A 16,945-nucleotide genomic window follows, 5' to 3' on the forward strand; every position below is an offset into this window, starting at 1 on the left:
CGTCGAGTCAACCTGTTCTCATCGGCGCGATTGTGGGGCCGTTACGACATGGCGACAAGTCGTGCCGCCAAAGCTCCCAGCCGTGACCGGTCGCAGTCCGTTGCTCACCCGAAAGTCGTACCACGTTATGGCGCATGGATTGCCAGTGTGGCGATCCCGCGCATCTCCCCGAGGTGCAGAGTGCAGGCCAGCAGCCAGGTGAACCAGGTCGGCGCGACTCCGCCCGACACCGCCCGCAACCGCTTGTCCTTGCGTCGGAGTGAGCGCTTCACCTCGTCTCCACTCGATGTGCGCATTCTCATAACAAACGTACTCCCGCTCCTGCTCGGCTGCATGCTCGGCCAGTGGCTGCCCACGCTTGCCCCCAACCCGCAGCTGCATGTGCTGTGGATACCCGGCCCGGTACTGCTGGGCTGGTTGCTGTTCACACCACGCAGCCAATGGCGCGGGTGCATCCTCGCCGCCTGCGCCGGCACCGTGCTGTCGTTGCTGCTGGTGCCGCTGTCGGCACTGCCACGCCTGCTGGCCAGCCTGGGCGAGTTCGCCATGGTGGCAATGGTGGCGTGGCTGCTGTTGCGCTGGCGCGGCGAGCGCGCTGCGCTGGAGGACTACCGCGACCTGACCCTGTTCCTCCTGCTGGCCTGTGTGCTGCTGCCCCTGTGCGGGGCGTGGTGGTACGCGCTGGCGCTGGGTGGACGCGGTCCTGCGCTGGCGCCCGCCACGATGCGCGAGTTGGCCCTCACCAGCAGCGTCAGTTACCTGCTGATAGTGCCGGCCCTGGTCAACGTGGCCCGCATCCTTGAAGGGCCCGAGCGCCGCCACGGCTGGCATTGGCAGACGCTGGGCCTGGCCCTGCTGCTGCTGGGCCTGCTGGTGGTGCTGTGGACGGTGGACTGGCAGGACGGCGTGGTCACCCCGCTGCTCACCCTGGCGCCGATTCCGCTGCTGGTCTGGGCACTGATCGTGTTCGGCATCGCGGGGGCATCCTTGACCATGGTGGTAGTCGCGGTGCTGGGGATGCAGCTGGGCCTGGAAGCGATGGGACCGTTCGGCTTCTGGACGCCCGAGCGCAACCTGCTCACCGGCCAGGCCTGGACCCTGTGCACGGGGTTCGCACTGCTGTTCCTGGGCGCACTTTCCGAGCAGAAGCTGTCCAACCGGATAAAACTGCAGCGTGCGTACGCGCGCCTGGGCGAAGTCACCGGGAGGATGCTGGTGGTGCAGGAAGAGGAACGCACCCGGATCGCGCGCGACCTGCATGACGACGTCAACCAGTCGCTGGCCGCGATCTCGATCCGGCTCAGTACCCTGCGCAACCACATCCCGCCCGCCGAGCGCCCCAGCGTGGTGGAACTGCAGGACCAGCTGTTGTCGGTGTCCAACGACATCCGCGCCATTTCGCACGAACTGCACCCCAGCATCCTGCGCTTCACCGGGCTGGCCAGTGCGTTGGATGCGTTCTGCATCAAACGCAACGCACGTGGACGGCTGCGGCTGCGCTGCACCATCGAGGACGCGCCACGCCTGAACGACGATCAGGAGCTGAGCCTGTTCCGGATCGTCCAGGAAGCGGTCAATAACGTGGACAAGCACGCGCGCGCCAGCGTGGCCGACGTGCTGGTGTGCGTGCGTGGGCAGAACGTGGTGCTGCGGGTGGATGACGATGGCGTGGGCATCCTGGCCAGCCACCTGCGGCGCACGCCCGGGCTGGGCCTGATCAGCATGGAAGAACGCGCACGCCTGCTGGCCGGCACCCTGCACGTGGGCACCAGCCCGCTCGGCGGTGCGCGGATCGAGGTGCGCTTTCCCCTGCGCGATGCCGCGCCGCGTGGTGCGGCCGGCCAGTAGAACCCTACGGATGAAGATTCCCATGCCCGCTCTTCGCAAGGCGTCCTGGCTGTCCGTCGTGCTGTTGGCCGGCTGCGCCACCGGTCCGCTGGCCAGCCCAGCACCGGCACTGATCCCCTCCGCAATGCCGCCGCAGCCTGCGCCCGTTCCGGAGCTGCGCCCGGGCGTGCCCGCCGGCTACCTGGGACGTGCGCTGCCCGACAGCCTGCTGTTGCTGCCACCGCCTCCCGCCAAGGGCTCGCCCGGGTTTGCCCGTGACCAGGCGACCAGCCGGGCATCGCAGAAGTTGAAATCCAGTCCGCGCTACGCACTGGCCAGCCGCGATGCCGACCTGCGCTTCCCGCAGGTGGCCAGTACGTTTTCCTGCGCGCTGGGGGTGCCGATCAGCCAGCAGGATACGCCGCGCCTCTACCTGCTGCTGCAACGCAGCCTCGTCGATGCGGGCCTGGCGACGTACGCGGCCAAGGACCATTACAAGCGCACACGGCCATTCGTGTTCTACAAAGAGAAGACCTGCTTCCCGGCCGACGAAGCCTCGCTGCGCACCGACGGCTCCTATCCTTCCGGGCATACCTCGATCGGCTGGGCCTGGGCACTGCTGCTGAGCGAGCTGAGCCCGGCCCAGGCCGATGCCGTGCTCGCCCGCGGTCGTGCGTTCGGCGAAAACCGGCTGATCTGCAACGCGCACTGGCAGAGCGATGTGCTGCAGGGGCGTGCGGTCGGCGCTGGCGCCGTCGCGGTGCTGCACGCCAATGAAACCTTCAACGCGGACATGAGGGCAGCCCGTGCCGAGATCGACAGCCTGCGCGGCAGCGGCGTGGTGGCCCAGGACTGCGAGGCCGAGGCGACCGCATTGAAGGTGAAGATACCCGGCGTGGAGTAGCCACCCGCGAAGGCAACAAACCGTCCCGCTGCTGGCAGGCTGCGCGCAGCCAGCAGGCATGGCATGCTCGGCGCCCCACATTCCCGTTGCAGAGCGTGCGCCATGGCACAGGTCAGGATTGTTTCCGACGGCCCCAACTACCGTCACCAGATCCAGGCCGGTGCACACCACGTGGTGGCCGATGAGCCTGCCACGCTCGGCGGACAGGGCGCGGGCATGGCGCCGTTCGAGCTGTACCTGGCGGCGCTGTCGGCCTGCACGGCCATCACCCTGCGCATGTATGCGGAGAAGAAGGGCTGGGACCTCGGCGAGTTCCGCGCCGAACTGTCCTCCTCCCGAGACGCCGACAACCGCCTGCTGGTCCACCGGGTGCTGCATGCCACCGGTGCGCTTGATGACGTGCAGTGGCAACGGTTGCTTGACGTCGTGGAACGGACGCCGGTGACCCTGGTGATGCGCGAAGGTGCGGTGATCACCAGCGAGCGGGCTGCCGGCTGAGACGGATCGCAGGCGAAAAATGGCCTGGCTCGCTGCCCCCTGAGCGATGACGGGGGAGACATCCCGCGGTTGACAGCGAGCCAGGACAAAGCCTGCCGGTCGCGTGCTCCTGGACCTCCAGGGCCCTGTCCACGCGTTGGCGCTTCGTGGTCATTAGAACGCTGGGATGGACGCGCAGACGCTTTGATCCGGCAGCACGAACGTGCGTTCCGGCAAGACGAGGGAGGAATGCGGCATGTGGATGCGCAATTCCGGCACGTTGCCGGAAACGTGCCTTCAGGCCGGGATGCCCGCCGAGGCAGGCGCACGCATCAGGGTGTCCCGGGGCAGCTCACCGAACACGCGCCGATAGTTGTCGGCGAACCGCGACAGATCCCATAGGCCACAGCTGAGCGCCACCGCCTTGACCGACTTGCGGGTGGCGTCGGCCATCGACAGGCCGCGGCATGCGGCGCACAGCCGCAGCATCTACAGGTACCGGTTGGGCGAGGTGCCGAACAGGTCCTCGAAGGCATAGCGCAGGGCACGCTCGCTCACGCCCGCTGCGGCGCAGATTTCGTGCATGTAGATGTTGCGCCGCAGATTCTGCCGCATGAAGGATTCGGCGCGCTGGGAGATCAGATAGTGCGCGCGGCGCGCACGGGAATTGGCCGCCCGGCTCTGGCCCTGGGCCGCGAGCAGGGCCTGCACGTGTTCGTGCACCAGCACGGCCGCAGCGTCAGCAGGCAGGGCCGGATCCGCGCCGCCAAGCCATGCGGGAAGCTGCGCGTAGCGCCCGGCAAGCCCGCAACCGCTGGCGCCCGCATCGAACAGCGACAGTGCCTGCCCGAAAGGCAGGTTCGAACGCAGGCTGAGTTCGGTGAGTTTGCGCTGCACCCGGTGCATGGGCGTAAGCAGGAAGCTGAAACGGCTGCCGGCACTGAGCGCGAATTCACTGGCGCCTTCTGGAAACACCGTCAATGCCGTACCCGCGCCCAGGCTCACGCCGTGGCACCAGCTTCGCGATGGGTCGGTCTCGTGGATGAAACCGAGCAGGCACCATTCCGGCGGCAACACGAAGCGTCCGCGGAAGTGGAAACCGCAGGTCACCGTGCAGAACAGCGATTCATCATGCACCTGCGACTGGATCGATGCGCGCGGCCCGTTGTCGTCCAGCAGCACCAGTTCCAGTTCGCAGACCCGGAGCACGCCGCCCAGTGACGCCAGGTCATGCTGGCGTAACGCGGTACCGTGAATCTCCTGCACTTCACCATCGGCCATGACAGCGGTTTCCCCGTTTGGCGTGGACTCCACGATGGTCGCCATCCACCGTGCAGGCCCCTTCCTGGTTTGCTGGGCATTCCCCCCTTCGGAATGCGTCGCTGGTTCTACCGGACAGAATATCGGTGTGTTTTCGCGGAGTTTCTGCGTGAAGGTGTTTACACGGCGTCAATATCCTCCATTCACTTGATGTCCATGGGGCCATCACAGGGTGGCATGTAGCACCCTGCCGATTTTGTGCATCCGCCGGGGCCAGCGGTGGCGGAACATCGTCCCGACGTGCCCCGCGCGCAAGGACGCCTCCCATGGCCGCTCCCCTACAGCTGCTGCACCCCAGGCCGCCACCGATGACCCTCGTTCTCTACGCCCCGGCCAGCCACCTGGCCGCCCTGCTCGAAGCCCGGCTCCCGGTGGGCATGCGCGTGCACTGGCAGGACAGTGCCGCGCCGGCGGGTGCCCTCGACGTCCATCGTCGCAGCGGCCCCTGCGTGGTGCTGCTGGATTATCTGCGCGGGGCCGCCCAGGCCTCGAGCGAGCTGGCCAGGCGGCTCCAGCGCAGTCATCCCGACCTGCCGCTGGTCGCGGTCGGGTCGACCTCGTCGAAGGAGGAGGATGGCATTGTCGCGGCGGTACGGGCGGGCCTGCGCGACATTCTCGACCTGGAAGCGAGCACCGCCGAGATCGACGCCGTGCTGCGCCGCGCCGCCGCCGTGCCTGCCGATGTTCCCGACCTGCCTGCGCCGGGCGCTGCGAAGGCCCGGCTGATCCTGCTGCTGGGCGTGCGCGCCGGGGTCGGCACCAGCACGCTGGCCACCCATCTGGGGGTGATGGCACAGCAGCTCGCCGTGCCCCGCGCCGGAGAGGACGACGCCACGTGCACCCTGCTGGTCGATCTCGGCCATCCGGCCGGCGATGCCGCGCTGTACCTCAACGTGGACAGCCAGTTCCACTACGAGGATGCGCTGCGCCATGCCAATCGCATCGACGCCAACCTGGTCCGCACGGTAGTGACCCGGCACGAAGGCGGACTTCACCTGCTGGGACAGCCGGCAAGCGGAGATGGCGGTGCCCTTGCCGATCCGGCCGTACTGATGCAGCGCCTGCGCGGGGTGTTCGGCACGGTGCTGTGCGACCTGGGTGGTGTTCCGGTCCGCCAGGTTCCCCGCTCCCTCCTCAACGGTGCCGACGAGATCTGGCTCGTCGCCGACCCGGCGATCGGCACGCTGGTCTCACTCGACCAGGTGTTGAAACACCTGGACGCCATCGGCAGCCGCGACGCGCGCCTGCAGTTGGTCATCAACCGCCACCACCAGGGCGGCGGACTGGGCCCGGCCCAGATCGCTGACCGGTTCGGCCTGCCGCTGCTGGCTGCCCTGCCCTGCTGCGAACGCCTGCGCACCAGCGCCAACCATGGGCACCTGCTGTTGCACGATGCCCCCCGCGCGCCCTACCTGCGCGCGCTCGCGCCCTTGCTGGCGCGCCTGTGCCCTGCCGCGCCGCCTGCGCGGCCGCACACCCCGCTGGAAACCCTCATGCGCTTCCTGGACAGCCGTCAATGGAAAAGAAAGTAGCCCCGCTCGGCCCGGTCGCTGCGCATGCGGATTCCGTGCCGGCGGATCCGGCAGCGGACCCACGGGTGCCGTTCGCGCAGTCCGAGGACTTCCTGCGGGTGCTGGCCGCTGCCCATGAGCACCTGCTCAACAGCATCGAGGATGGCCAGGTCGACATCGACGCCTGGTCGCCGGTCACGGTAGCCCGCTACGTAACCACCCAGACCGACCGGTTCGTGCAGGAATGGCGCATCCCGGTCAATGCCGCCGAAATGGAAATCGTGGCAGCCGCGCTGGTCAAGGAACTCACCGGCTTCGGCCCCTTGGAAGACCTGCTGCGCGACCCCGCCATCGATGCCATCCTCATCAACGGCTACCGGGATATCCATGTCTCCCAGGCCGGGCAGCTGGTACCGATCAACCAGCGTTTCACCGATGATGACCACCTGCTGCGGATCCTGCGCCGTATCCTGGCCCCGCTGGGGCGCCGGCTGGACGAAGACTGCCCTATCGCGGACGTGCGCCTGCCCGCTGGTGGCCATCTCAATGCGATCATCCCGCCGCTGGCGCTGGATGGCCCGGTGGTCTCCATCCGCAAGTTCCGCAGGACCCCGTTCACCTGTGACGAGCTGCTGCGCATGGGCACGTTCGATCCCGCCGTGCATGCGCTGTTGAACGCCATGGTGCTGGGCCGCTGCAACATCCTCGTCTGCGGCACCGCCGATTCGGGGAAAACCTCGCTGCTCAACGCCATGGCCGGATACATTCCGGCCGACGAGCGCATCGCCACCGTCGAAGAGGTTGCCGAACTGACGCTCAAGCACCCGCATGTCGTGCGCTTGGAAAGCCGCGCACCGGGCGTGGACGGCCAGGGCGCGGTCGGCATCCGCGAGCTGATGCGCAGCAGCCTGGGCATGCGCCCCGACCGGATCCTGGTGGGCGAACTGCGCGGCGCCGAGGTCATCGAGATGCTGCAGGCGATGGCGACCGGGCACGATGGCTCCATGGCCACTGTGCGCGCCAGCTCCGCGCGCGACTGCCTGCAACGGCTGGAGATCCTGGCAGGACTCGCGGGCTTCCAGGGCAGCGAAGACAACGTGCGTCGGCAGATCGCCAGTGCGGTTGATTTCGTGGTGCATGTCCAGCGACTGGGCAGCGGCCGCCGCGTGGTGGCGTCGATCAGCGAGGTGACCGGCATCAGCGACGTCGCCATCGGCACCCGCGAACTGTTCCATCACGAACTGCAGATCGATGCCGATGGCCGCGAGCAGGACCGCTGGGTCGGAATCGACCTCCAACCCCGCTCCAGCAAGCTGGAGGCATTCCGACGGCAGCTGCGCCAGGCACGGGGCAGCCGTTCCTGATGCCGGGACAGACAGAAACGGCGGCCCTGCGGCCGCCGTTTTCTGTCCTCACACGCCATTGCGTGATCAGGCCGCGGCAGGGACCTGCGCGCTCTGGCGCTGCACCAGCGCATTGAAGCGCGCCAGCGAGCTCAGGTGGTGGTGGATCGAGGCCAGCCAGCCGTTGCGATGCCAGGCGAGGACGATGGCGTCGGGCAGCTTGGCGAACTTCTCGACGTCCACCACGTGGAAGCCGTTGACTGACATCTTCTCACCGCTGGGCAGGGTCACGTCGATGCTGCGCTCGACCAGCAGGTCCTGTTCCTTCAGCGCGGCGCTGAACTGGCGGGTCTGTTCGTATTCGCGGGTGAAATCGGCACAGAACTTCATGGCGTTGTCGACCAGTTCGGTCGCCTTGCCATCAACGAACAGCGGCTCGCCTTCGTCGCTGACGCCCTGGTTGACCTGTTCCGAATCGGCATCGAGCGCCAGCAGGAAATTATCGTCCTCGGCCTGCACGAACACGAACGGATAGCGGCGCAGGTAGGCCGGGGCGTAGGTGTCATCGGCCCACTTGCCGTCGGTCACGAACAGGTTGCGGCGGGCCAGGCCCACGGCCACGATCGGCGAGGCATCCTGGCCGGTGAACAGGATGGGGAAATGCTGGGCGGCCATGCCGAATTCGCCGATCACCGCCGGAATGGCGTTGGTCTCGGCGGCAAACGCCAGCGAACCCGGACGCAGGCGCCAGTTGGCGTGCTTGTCCGATTGCAGCGGCAGCGGCTGGCGGTAGAACAGCGGACCGGAAGCCTGGGCCGGAGCGGCCGGCGGAGTAGTCGTTTCAGCAGTCATGAATTTGGTCAGGTACGACGCGCCATACAGCCCGGGCACGAAAGCGGGCACCGCATTGATCGATCACTATAGCGTGGCTGTTTTGCAGCCGGCTACCGCCCGGTGAATTCGCTGCACTGCAACATCGCGGGCCGGGCGGGTCAATCCGGGCCCCCTAAACGAGCCGGTCGCGACGTGGTGCGTGGTCATGCCGGCAGGGGATGGGTAATGATCACGGCAGCTACGCGACGACCTCCCATGCACGATCCCGCCTGCCCGCCCCGCCTGTTCCGCCTGCCCTACCCTGCCCTGATGGGGGCCGCCTGCCTGGCACTGGCCGCCTGTGCCGCGCAGGGGCCGGCGGTGGCGGTGCACGAACTGACCCTGCTTGCCGAACCGGTGGCCACTGCGGCGCCGCTACCGGGGGGCGACCACGTGCTTCGGCGCGTGCATTTCCGCGACCGCCACGGGGAAGGCCTGCTGGTGCTGGAGCGAAGAGACGAAACCCATGAGGATGCCGACAGCGGCAACGTGCTCGACGTCGCGGTACTGACCGCGCAACTGCATGCCCGGTCGGACCCGCGCGGGGCCTGGAGCAAGCAATGGCAGCGTCAGATCCGCCAGCCCTGCGCCGGACTGGACCTGGAAGCGGGCTGGTTCCTGGAGCACGTGGGCGTGACCGACCTGGATGGCGATGGCCAGGCAGAGATCACGTTGGCCAGCCACACGTTCTGTGGGGGCGGCATCGACCCGCACCAGCTGCACATCAGCCTGATAGACGGCGGCACCGGCTACGGAATCGAAGGTGAAACGCGGGTGTCGCTGCCCGGGGAGGAGCCCTTCGGCGGCGAACACCACGGCAGCGCGAACCTGGCGACCGCGCCGGCAGCGTTCGTGCAGCACCTGGAGGCGCTGTGGTCGACGCTGCGCGCTCAGCCGATCACGATGTAATCGCTGACCTGCTGGATGCCTGCATGCGCAGCGCGCACCAGCTGTACATGGCGGCCCCCCACCTGGTCGATGGCGATGCAGTCATCCACCTCCAGCAACGCGTCGGTATGCGGCTTGTCCCACCGCGCATCCTGCAGCGTCTTGGCCTTGCGCCGGGCCGCCGCCAGATCGGACGCGACCAGCAGCAGGTAATCATGCGCCTCGCCCAGTGCGCCGGGCACATAGCCACCCAGATTGACGAAGAACAGCCGGGGCTCGCCCGCCGCCGGGGCGGCGTCGCCAAACGCTACCCGATAGTCCTCGACCCCATCGACGGCCAACCAGCCATCGACATGCAGGCCCTTGGCCTCGCCAAACCAGTCCCGGCGCAGCTGCGGATATGCATCTTCGATGCGTTCAACGTTGGCGAAGGCCACGTCATGGACTTCGATCCGCGCGCGGGCATGACGCCCCCCCAGCATGAACACGTGCAGCACCACCGGCTCCTTGGTCGACCCCGGCCACCAGTGTAGCGGCGCCCACCCCGGGGCCACCACGGCGGTGGTATGGTCGGGGCTGGCAACCGCAGGAGCGACCCATGACGACCCGTTCGCGCAACGTGCTTCCGCTGGTGGCCCTGGCCACCCTGTCCCTGTCCGCCTGCGCCACCGCGCCCGGGCCGGAGATCACCGGCAGCGGCGAATGCCACGCCGAAGGCCTGACCTGGGCCATCGGCAAGAATGCCGACGAAGCCACCATGCGCACTGTCTTCAAGCAGAGCGGCGCCGGCCTGATCATCCCCATCGGCCCCGGCTCCACCGTCGCCACCCGCGACCACCGCTCCGACCGCCTGCGCGTCTACCTCGACAAGGACAACATCATCACTGCAATCCGCTGCGAGTGATGTTGGTTCAAGCGCGTCCGGCGCAGAGCAAGAGCAAGAGCAAGAGCACAAGCAAAAGCAAAAGCCCTGGTCTGCGAACGTTCGCGGCTTGGCCGGCGGGTGTGGGTTTGCGGGACACGCCGCAAGTACGTCCATGTAGGCTCGTTCGCGCCATCCATGGCGCTCTACGGTCCCGCAAACCCACCCCCGCCAGCCTTTGACAGATGGCTGCTTGCCCGGGGAAATCAAAGGCAACAGCAACAGCGTCTGCCCACCGCTTTTTCCAGGGCCACCGGCTCACTATCAATGGGTCGGCGGGCATGGGGGTACGGGGGCTTTGCGAAACATGGATGTTTCGCAAGAGCCCCCATGGATGGGTTTACGGCGCCCCCCGTACCCCCATGCCCGCCGGCCCAAGCCAGGCAAATTCGCAGACCAAGGCTTCACCGCTTTACCGCGTTACCGCTTTCAGCGCGACAAACCGAGAAGAGAATCCTCACTGATCTCGCGAATGTTCCGCGCGCCGGTCAGCGTCATCGCCACACGCATTTCCTTCGCGATCAGATCCAGCAGGTTGGCCACGCCGGCCTCGCCGTGAGCCGCCAGCGCATAGACGAACGCGCGACCAAGCAGGACGCCGTCCGCACCCAACGCCAGCATGCGTACTACGTCCAGCCCGCTGCGGATGCCCGAATCGACCAGGATCTCCACCTCGCCCTTGACCGCACTGGCGATGGCCGGAAGCGCGCGCGCCGTCGACAGCACTCCGTCCAGCTGGCGGCCGCCATGGTTGGATACCACGATGCCATCGGCGCCGAAACGCACCGCATCGCGCGCGTCTTCGGGATCCAGGATGCCCTTGATCACCATCGGCCCCGTCCAGAACTCGCGGATCCATTCCAGGTCCTTCCACGAAATGGAAGGATCGAAATTGCTGCCCAGCCAGCCGATGTAATCGCCCAGCCCGGTGGGATTGCCGCGGTACGTGGAGATGTTGCCCAGGTCATGCGGGCGCCCACGCAACCCAACGTCCCACGCCCAGCGCGGGTGGGTCACGGCCTGCAGCATGCGCCGCAACGGCGCGTTGGGGCCGCTCATCCCCGAATGCGCATCGCGGTAGCGCGCGCCGGGCGTGGGCATGTCCACCGTGAACACCAGCGTGGTGACCCCTGCCGCCTTGGCCCGTTCCAGCGCATTGCGCATGAAACCGCGGTCCTTCAGCACATACAGCTGGAACCACATCGGGCGACCGATGGCCGGCGCTACCTCCTCGATCGCGCACACCGACACCGTCGACAGCGTGAACGGAATGCCGCGGCTCGCCGCCGCCCTCGCCGCCTGCACCTCGCCCCGTCGCGCAAACATCCCGGTCAGCCCCACCGGCCCCAGTGCCACCGGCATCGCCATGCGCTCACCCAGCAGCTCCGCATCCAGGCTGAGGTCGGCCACGTTGCGCAGGATCCGCTGGCGCAGCGCGATCCCGGCCAGGTCCTCGACGTTGCGGCGCAGCGTGTGCTCGGCGTAGGCGCCGCCGTCGATGTAATGGAACAGGAACGGCGGCAGCCGGCGTTGCGCGGCGGCGCGGTAATCGGTGGAAGCGGAAATGATCATGGTCCAACCATGGCGAAGCGTTCACGATCCGCCCATTAGACCAAAGATCTACGCCCCCACAGCGGATTGGCTGCCTAACCGCAGCACGGACTGGCCGGCCCCTTGAGCTCCACCCCGTTGCCATCGGGGTCGCGCAGGTAAAGTGACAAGCCATCGCCTTCCGCCCCCAGGTTGCTGCTGACCTGCCCATCCACCGCCACCCCGTGCATCGTCAGGTGCTCGCGCAACGCCGCCTCGTCGAACGGTTCGATGCGCAGGCACAGGTGCTCAAGATTGCGTCCCTGCGCGCCGGCCGCCGGACCACCACGGCTGCCCAATGCACCCTCCACGCTCACCAGGTCGATCATCGAGGATCCTGCATGCAGGTGCACCATGCCCAGCGTCGGGCGCTCCCGCGCTACCGTGCAGCCCAACACGTCACGATAGAAGGCCACCGCACGCTGCAGATCCTGTACCCGCAGCACCAGGTGATCAAGGCGTTTGATCTCGAACGGACGCTCGCTGCTCATGGTGACTCCAGCTTTTTTGCCAATCGACGGAACACCGTCAGCACGATCACGCACATCACACTGACCCCGATAGCAATCACATATTCCCCGATCCCCACCGCGATGCCGATGGCAGCGGCCATGATCAGCGAACTGGCCGTGGTCAAACCGCTGACCTCATCATCGCGGTTGCCACGCAGGATGGTGCCCGCCGCCACGAAGCCAACGCACGCCACCACCGCCTCGATCAGGCGTACCGGATCCACCTGCAGCAGGTCACGGTAGCGCTCCTGCTGGAAATGCTCGGCGATGCTGTCGCCCAGGCCGACGATCAGCGCGGCCGCGCCGGCAATCAGCATGTGCGTGCGCAGCCCGGCCGCATGCTTGCCCAACTCCCGCTCCAGGCCGAGCACGCCACCAAACAACATTGCTGCGGCGATGCGCAGCAGAATCGACAGATCCTGTTCCAGTCCCATCCAGCTCTCCTCGGCAATGCCTCAAGCCTTGCGTGAGCGTCGTGGGAGTGCCGTGAAATCCGGCGTGAGCATGGCGTGCAGGAGCGGGCGGGCCCGCCCCTGCCCCACGGTGTTTACTGGGCCAGGTAACCGCCATCAATGGCGTAATACGTACCGGTGGCGAACGACGCGTCGGCACTGGCCAACCAGGCCACCAGCGCTGCCACTTCTTCCGCCTTTCCCAGCCGGTTCAGCGCGTGCTTGGCTTCCAGCGCCTTGCGTACGGTCGGATCCATCTTGTCGAGAAGCGGCGTGGCAATGAAGCCGGGGCCCACCGCGTTGACCCGGATGTTGTCGCCCGCGTGTTCCCAGGCTGCGGTCTGGGTCAGTCCCACCACGCCGTGCTTGGCGGCCACGTAGGCGGCCGAATTGGCGAACCCGACCTGGCCCAGGATCGAGGCCATGTTGATGATGCTGCCGCCCTTGCCGTCCTTGCGCAGCGCCTGGATCTGCGCGCGCTGGCACAGGAATACGCTGTTGAGGTTCACGTCGATGACGCGCTTCCAGCCGTCCACCGGGTACTCGCCGCTGGTCGCCGACGGGCCACCGATGCCTGCATTGTTGACAGCAATATCCAGCCCGCCCAGTTCCTGCACCGTGCGCTGTACGGCCGCTTCCACCGCCGCTTCGTCGGTGACGTCCAGGGCGATGCCGATCGCATTGACGCCACGACCACGGATGGCCTCGGCGGTCTTCTGCACCGCGTCGTCCTTGAGGTCCCACACCGCGACCGCCGCGCCGGAATCGGCCAGCAGCTCGGCCACGGCCAGGCCGATACCGGAAACGCCACCGGTGACGATGGCAACCTTGCCCTTGAGTTGGTAATCGATCATTGCACTGCCTCTGCTTGGGTACCTCACTACCCTACGCCCCGGATGCGTTACACAACGTGCACGCAGCGCCCCGCAACAATGCTTCCCATCGCTGCAACGCACCCGGGCCTATGCTGGGTGTCGTATCCCTGCACGACTTCCCTTCCCCAAGGCATCGCACATGACACAGTCCCCTGACGGTACGTTGTTCACCCCCACCCGGCTCGGCGCGATCGAGGTCGGCAACCGCATCGCGATGGCACCGTTGACGCGCAACCGCGCCATCGAAGGCCGCGTGCCCAACCCGCTGGCCATCCAGTACTACGAGCAGCGCGCCAGCGCCGGCCTGATCATCGCCGAAGCCACCCAGATCAGCCCGCTCGGCCAGGGCTACCTGGACACGCCCGGCATCTACAGCCAGGCCCAGATCGATGCGTGGCGCAAGGTGACCGATGCGGTGCATGCGCGCGGCGGCCGCATCGTGCTGCAGCTCTGGCACGTGGGCCGCATCTCGCACACCAGCCTGCTTCCGGACGGCGAAGTGCCGGTGGCGCCCAGCGCGCTGCGCGCCAATGGCAAGACCTTCACGGAAAAGGGCTTCGAGGATGTCTCCGAGCCGCGCGCGCTGCGCCTGGACGAGATTCCCGCGCTGATCCAGGACTTCCGCCAGGCCGCACGCAATGCGATCACCGCCGGTTTCGACGGCGTGGAAGTACATGCCGCCAACGGCTACCTGATCGATCAATTCCTGCGTGATGGCAGCAACCTGCGCACCGACGAATACGGCGGCAGCATCGAAAACCGAACCCGCCTGCTCGACGAAGTGGTGCGCGCGATCGCTTCGGAAATCGGCGCAGAGCGTACCGGCGTGCGCCTGTCGCCGGTGACCCCGGCCAACGATGCGCGGGATTCGCAGCCGCAGCCGTTGTTCGAACGTGCGGTCGAGCGCCTGGATGCCATTGGCGGCCTGGCCTTCGTGCATGTGATCGAAGGCGCCACCGGTGGCCCGCGCGACAACATCGCGTTCGATTACGCGGCGCTGCGCGCGAAGTTCAAGGGCCCGTGGATCGCCAACAACGGCTACGACAAGGACAGTGCCGAGCAGGCCATCGCGTCCGGCTATGCGGACATGATCGCATTCGGGCGCGCCTTCATCGCCAATCCGGACCTGGTCGAACGCCTGCGCCTGGGCGTGGCATTGTCCGACCTCGATCCGGACACGCTGTATGGCGGCGGCGCCAAGGGCTATACCGATTACCCGAGCGTGTCCGGGTAATCGCCCTCGGCATCAGTACACCGGCAACGCAATGAACGACGCGTTGCCCGGTGCATGCCACACCTGCTGGGTCGCCTTCTGGTAATCACCGGGCTTGGCCAGGTAGATGTTGGGCACGAAGGTCTGCGGATTGCGGTCGTACAGCGGGAACAGGCTGGACTGCACCTGCACCATCACCCGGTGGCCGGGCTGGAACACGTGGTTGGCGGTGGGCAGGCCGAATTTGTAATCGAGCACCTGGTTGGAGGCGATCGCCTTGGGTTCGCTGAAGCTTTCGCGGTAGCGGCCCCGGAAGATCGCCATCGACACGCCCAGCTCATAGCCGCCCATCTCCGGCGTCGACGGCACCTGGTCCGGATACACGTCGATCAGCTTCACCACCCAGTCACTGTCGCTGCCGCTGGTGGCCGCCTGCAGGTTCACCTGCGGCGCGCCGCCGATCCGCAGCGGTTCGGTGAGCGGCTCGCTGACGAAGGTCAGCACGTCGGTGCGGCCATCGACGAAGCGCTGGTCCTTGACCAGCCAGCTGGTCCACATATCGCGGTCGGCGAAGCGCACCGGACGCGGCGCGAACGGGACCGGCTTGGCCGGGTCGGACACGTAGGCTTCGTACGTGGCCTCCCCCGCCTGCGGCGCTTCGAACGAGAGCTTGCCGCCGGCGCGCAGGTACAGCGGTCTGGTCTGGGCAGCGGTACGCGGCCACTGCTGCAGCTTGTCCCAGTGGTTTTCGCCGGTGTTGTAGATCAGCACCGGGGGCGTATCGGCCTTGGCCGCGCCATCGACCAGGTACTGGTCGAAGAACGGCTTGAGCACGTCACGGCGGAACTGCAATGCGGTATCGCCGTTGAACTTCAGCGCGCCCAGGCTGCTGCCGTCATAGTTGACCTGGCTGTGCCGCCACGGGCCCATGACCAGATAGTTGTGCGTATTGCCGGTGTCACGCGGCTCCATCGCGGCATAGCTGTGCACCGCGCCCCACATGTCTTCCTGGTCCCACAGGCCCTGCAGCCACATGGTGGGGACTTTCAATTCGGTTTTGGCCATGCGCGCATCCAGCGCCTGTTCCTGCCAGAAGGCGTCGTAGGCCGGGTGTTCCACCAGCTTGTGCCACCACGCCAGCTGTTCCAGGCCATTGGCCTTGGCATAGTCACCGGCCGAGCCGGCACGCAGGAAGGTGGTGTAATCGTCGTAGCCGGTGCTGGGAATGGACGGGCCTTTGCCGCGCTTGGCCAGCTGGCCGGTGAAGTAGCCGAAGTTGACCTGGCGGAAGGCGCCGTAGTTGAGCCAGTCATCGCCCATCCAGCCATCGATCATCGGGCTCTGCGGCGCGGCGACCTTCAGCGCGGGGTGCGGGTTGGTCAGCGCCATCACCACGGTGAAGCCTTCATACGAAGAGCCCAGCATGCCGACCTTGCCGTTGCTTTCGGGCACGTGCTTGACCAGCCAGTCGATGGTGTCCCAGGCGTCGGTGGCATGGTCGACCTTGGTGGCATTGAGCGGGCCACGCAGCGGCCGGGTCATCACGTAATCGCCTTCAGAGCCATACTTGCCTCGGATATCCTGGAACACGCGGATATAGCCGGCATCGACGAACACTTCGTCGCCCTGCGGGAGGATGTCGCGCATATGCGGCGAATCGATGCGCTTGGCGCGGTTGGCGGCGTCGTAGGGCGTACGGGTCAACAGCATCGGTGCATTGCGCGCGCCCTTGGGCACGACGATCACGGTATACAGCTTGGTCCCGTCGCGCATCGGAATCATCACTTCGCGCTTGTCGTAGTCATAACCGGCGGTAGGGGTGACGAATCCCTTGGCCGGAATATCCGGCGTCATCGGCGCGGTCTGCGCCGACACGCTGGCGGCAATCATCAGGCTCAACAGCACGACAGGCACGACACGAACACGCATGGCTCTCTCCGGGAAGGTGATGGCGACCTACCTCCGCAGCCTAGCGCCGTTCTTCCCCAGCCGATATGTGCCGATGGTTGGCCGCGAACGGCCTTTTACAGCAAAGCCTTGAGAGCCAGAGCCTTGAAAAGCCAGAGCCTCAAAAGCCAAAGCCTTGGTCTGCGGGCGTCCCTGGCTTGGGCCGGCGGGCATGGGGGTACGGGGGGCGCCGTAAACCTGTGGTGGTCAAGTTTTTCTGGACACTCTCAAGGGGCGTTCAGGCCACCTGCGCTTCGTGGAGCGCAGGCGGTACCAGGCCGTTGGCGTTAT

17 protein-coding genes are annotated in these 16,945 nt (G+C 66.9%); 8 read left to right on the plus strand and 9 right to left on the minus strand.

The genetic code is table 11. From position 1 onward, the window contains the following. The first annotated feature begins 180 nt into the window (after positions 1–180). From SOM39_RS17240 to SOM39_RS17250, 3 genes are all read left to right on the plus strand, one after another. Positions 181–1,848 (plus strand): sensor histidine kinase, encoded by a 1,668-nt coding sequence (locus SOM39_RS17240; RefSeq protein ID WP_320459075.1) that lies wholly within the window; start codon positions 181–183, stop codon positions 1,846–1,848. Between the two features lie 22 nt (positions 1,849–1,870). After that, positions 1,871–2,731 (plus strand): phosphatase PAP2 family protein, encoded by an 861-nt coding sequence (locus tag SOM39_RS17245; protein ID WP_320459076.1) that lies wholly within the window; start codon positions 1,871–1,873, stop codon positions 2,729–2,731. 102 nt (positions 2,732–2,833) lie between these two features. After that, positions 2,834–3,229, plus strand: coding sequence for an OsmC family protein (locus SOM39_RS17250; protein ID WP_320459077.1), 396 nt, complete (start codon positions 2,834–2,836; stop codon positions 3,227–3,229). A gap of 276 nt (positions 3,230–3,505) precedes the next feature. On the opposite strand, the gene SOM39_RS17255 is transcribed toward SOM39_RS17250, so the two are convergent. Beyond that, positions 3,506–3,697: a helix-turn-helix domain-containing protein gene (locus SOM39_RS17255; protein ID WP_320459078.1), complete on the minus strand. Its 192-nt coding sequence runs from the start codon at positions 3,695–3,697 to the stop codon at positions 3,506–3,508. Continuing rightward, the gene (locus SOM39_RS17260) at positions 3,698–4,489 is read right to left on the minus strand and encodes an AraC family transcriptional regulator (RefSeq protein WP_320459079.1); all 792 of its coding nucleotides are present in this window, start codon (positions 4,487–4,489) and stop codon (positions 3,698–3,700) included. Between the two features lie 305 nt (positions 4,490–4,794). Between SOM39_RS17260 and SOM39_RS17265 the strand changes: the two genes are divergently transcribed. Then, positions 4,795–6,060 carry a fimbrial protein gene (locus tag SOM39_RS17265; protein WP_320459080.1) on the plus strand — a complete coding sequence of 422 codons (1,266 nt, stop codon included), beginning with the start codon at positions 4,795–4,797 and terminating at the stop codon, positions 6,058–6,060. Next, positions 6,045–7,403, plus strand: a complete 1,359-nt coding sequence (locus SOM39_RS17270) for a CpaF family protein (protein WP_320459081.1) — start codon at positions 6,045–6,047, stop codon at positions 7,401–7,403. The genes SOM39_RS17265 and SOM39_RS17270 overlap by 16 nt, the downstream gene beginning before the upstream one ends. A 66-nt stretch (positions 7,404–7,469) precedes the next feature. Here SOM39_RS17270 and SOM39_RS17275 read toward each other — a convergent pair whose 3' ends face one another. Further along, on the minus strand, positions 7,470–8,234 hold the full coding sequence (locus tag SOM39_RS17275; protein WP_320459082.1) for a SapC family protein: 765 nt from the start codon (positions 8,232–8,234) through the stop codon (positions 7,470–7,472). Positions 8,235–8,471: 237 nt separating this feature from the next. On the opposite strand from SOM39_RS17275, the gene SOM39_RS17280 reads away from it, so the two are divergent. Further along, positions 8,472–9,164 carry a M949_RS01915 family surface polysaccharide biosynthesis protein gene (locus tag SOM39_RS17280; protein ID WP_320459083.1) on the plus strand — a complete coding sequence of 231 codons (693 nt, stop codon included), beginning with the start codon at positions 8,472–8,474 and terminating at the stop codon, positions 9,162–9,164. Here SOM39_RS17280 and SOM39_RS17285 read toward each other — a convergent pair. Then, positions 9,146–9,640, minus strand: a complete 495-nt coding sequence (locus SOM39_RS17285; RefSeq protein WP_320459084.1) for a DUF1543 domain-containing protein — start codon at positions 9,638–9,640, stop codon at positions 9,146–9,148. The two genes, SOM39_RS17280 and SOM39_RS17285, sit on opposite strands and share 19 nt — an antisense overlap. 101 nt (positions 9,641–9,741) lie before the next feature. On the opposite strand from SOM39_RS17285, the gene SOM39_RS17290 reads away from it, so the two are divergent. Beyond that, positions 9,742–10,047 (plus strand): hypothetical protein, encoded by a 306-nt coding sequence (locus tag SOM39_RS17290; protein WP_320459085.1) that lies wholly within the window; start codon positions 9,742–9,744, stop codon positions 10,045–10,047. A 447-nt stretch (positions 10,048–10,494) separates the two neighbouring features. Here SOM39_RS17290 and lldD read toward each other — a convergent pair whose 3' ends face one another. The 4 genes from lldD to SOM39_RS17310 all read right to left on the minus strand — a co-directional run bounded on the left by lldD (position 10,495) and on the right by SOM39_RS17310 (position 13,473). Further along, positions 10,495–11,637 carry an FMN-dependent L-lactate dehydrogenase LldD gene (gene lldD / locus SOM39_RS17295; RefSeq protein WP_320459086.1) on the minus strand — a complete coding sequence of 381 codons (1,143 nt, stop codon included), beginning with the start codon at positions 11,635–11,637 and terminating at the stop codon, positions 10,495–10,497. A gap of 74 nt (positions 11,638–11,711) precedes the next feature. Then, positions 11,712–12,146 (minus strand): VOC family protein, encoded by a 435-nt coding sequence (locus tag SOM39_RS17300; protein ID WP_184123359.1) that lies wholly within the window; start codon positions 12,144–12,146, stop codon positions 11,712–11,714. After that, complete coding sequence (locus SOM39_RS17305; protein ID WP_068852546.1) at positions 12,143–12,601, minus strand: MgtC/SapB family protein; 459 nt, start codon at positions 12,599–12,601, stop codon at positions 12,143–12,145. The genes SOM39_RS17300 and SOM39_RS17305 overlap by 4 nt, the downstream gene beginning before the upstream one ends. A 113-nt stretch (positions 12,602–12,714) precedes the next feature. Continuing rightward, complete coding sequence (locus SOM39_RS17310) at positions 12,715–13,473, minus strand: SDR family NAD(P)-dependent oxidoreductase (RefSeq protein WP_320459087.1); 759 nt, start codon at positions 13,471–13,473, stop codon at positions 12,715–12,717. Positions 13,474–13,633: 160 nt separating this feature from the next. On the opposite strand from SOM39_RS17310, the gene SOM39_RS17315 reads away from it, so the two are divergent. Further along, a complete protein-coding gene (locus SOM39_RS17315; RefSeq protein WP_320459088.1) occupies positions 13,634–14,728 on the plus strand; it encodes an alkene reductase in 1,095 nt (364 codons plus the stop codon). Between the two features lie 12 nt (positions 14,729–14,740). Here SOM39_RS17315 and SOM39_RS17320 read toward each other — a convergent pair whose 3' ends face one another. Further along, the gene (locus SOM39_RS17320; RefSeq protein WP_320459089.1) at positions 14,741–16,636 is read right to left on the minus strand and encodes a CocE/NonD family hydrolase; all 1,896 of its coding nucleotides are present in this window, start codon (positions 16,634–16,636) and stop codon (positions 14,741–14,743) included. Between the last annotated feature and the right edge of the window lie 309 nt (positions 16,637–16,945).

This window comes from Stenotrophomonas sp. CFBP8994 (genome assembly GCF_034044835.1).
Lineage (GTDB): Bacteria > Pseudomonadota > Gammaproteobacteria > Xanthomonadales > Xanthomonadaceae > Stenotrophomonas > Stenotrophomonas rhizophila_A.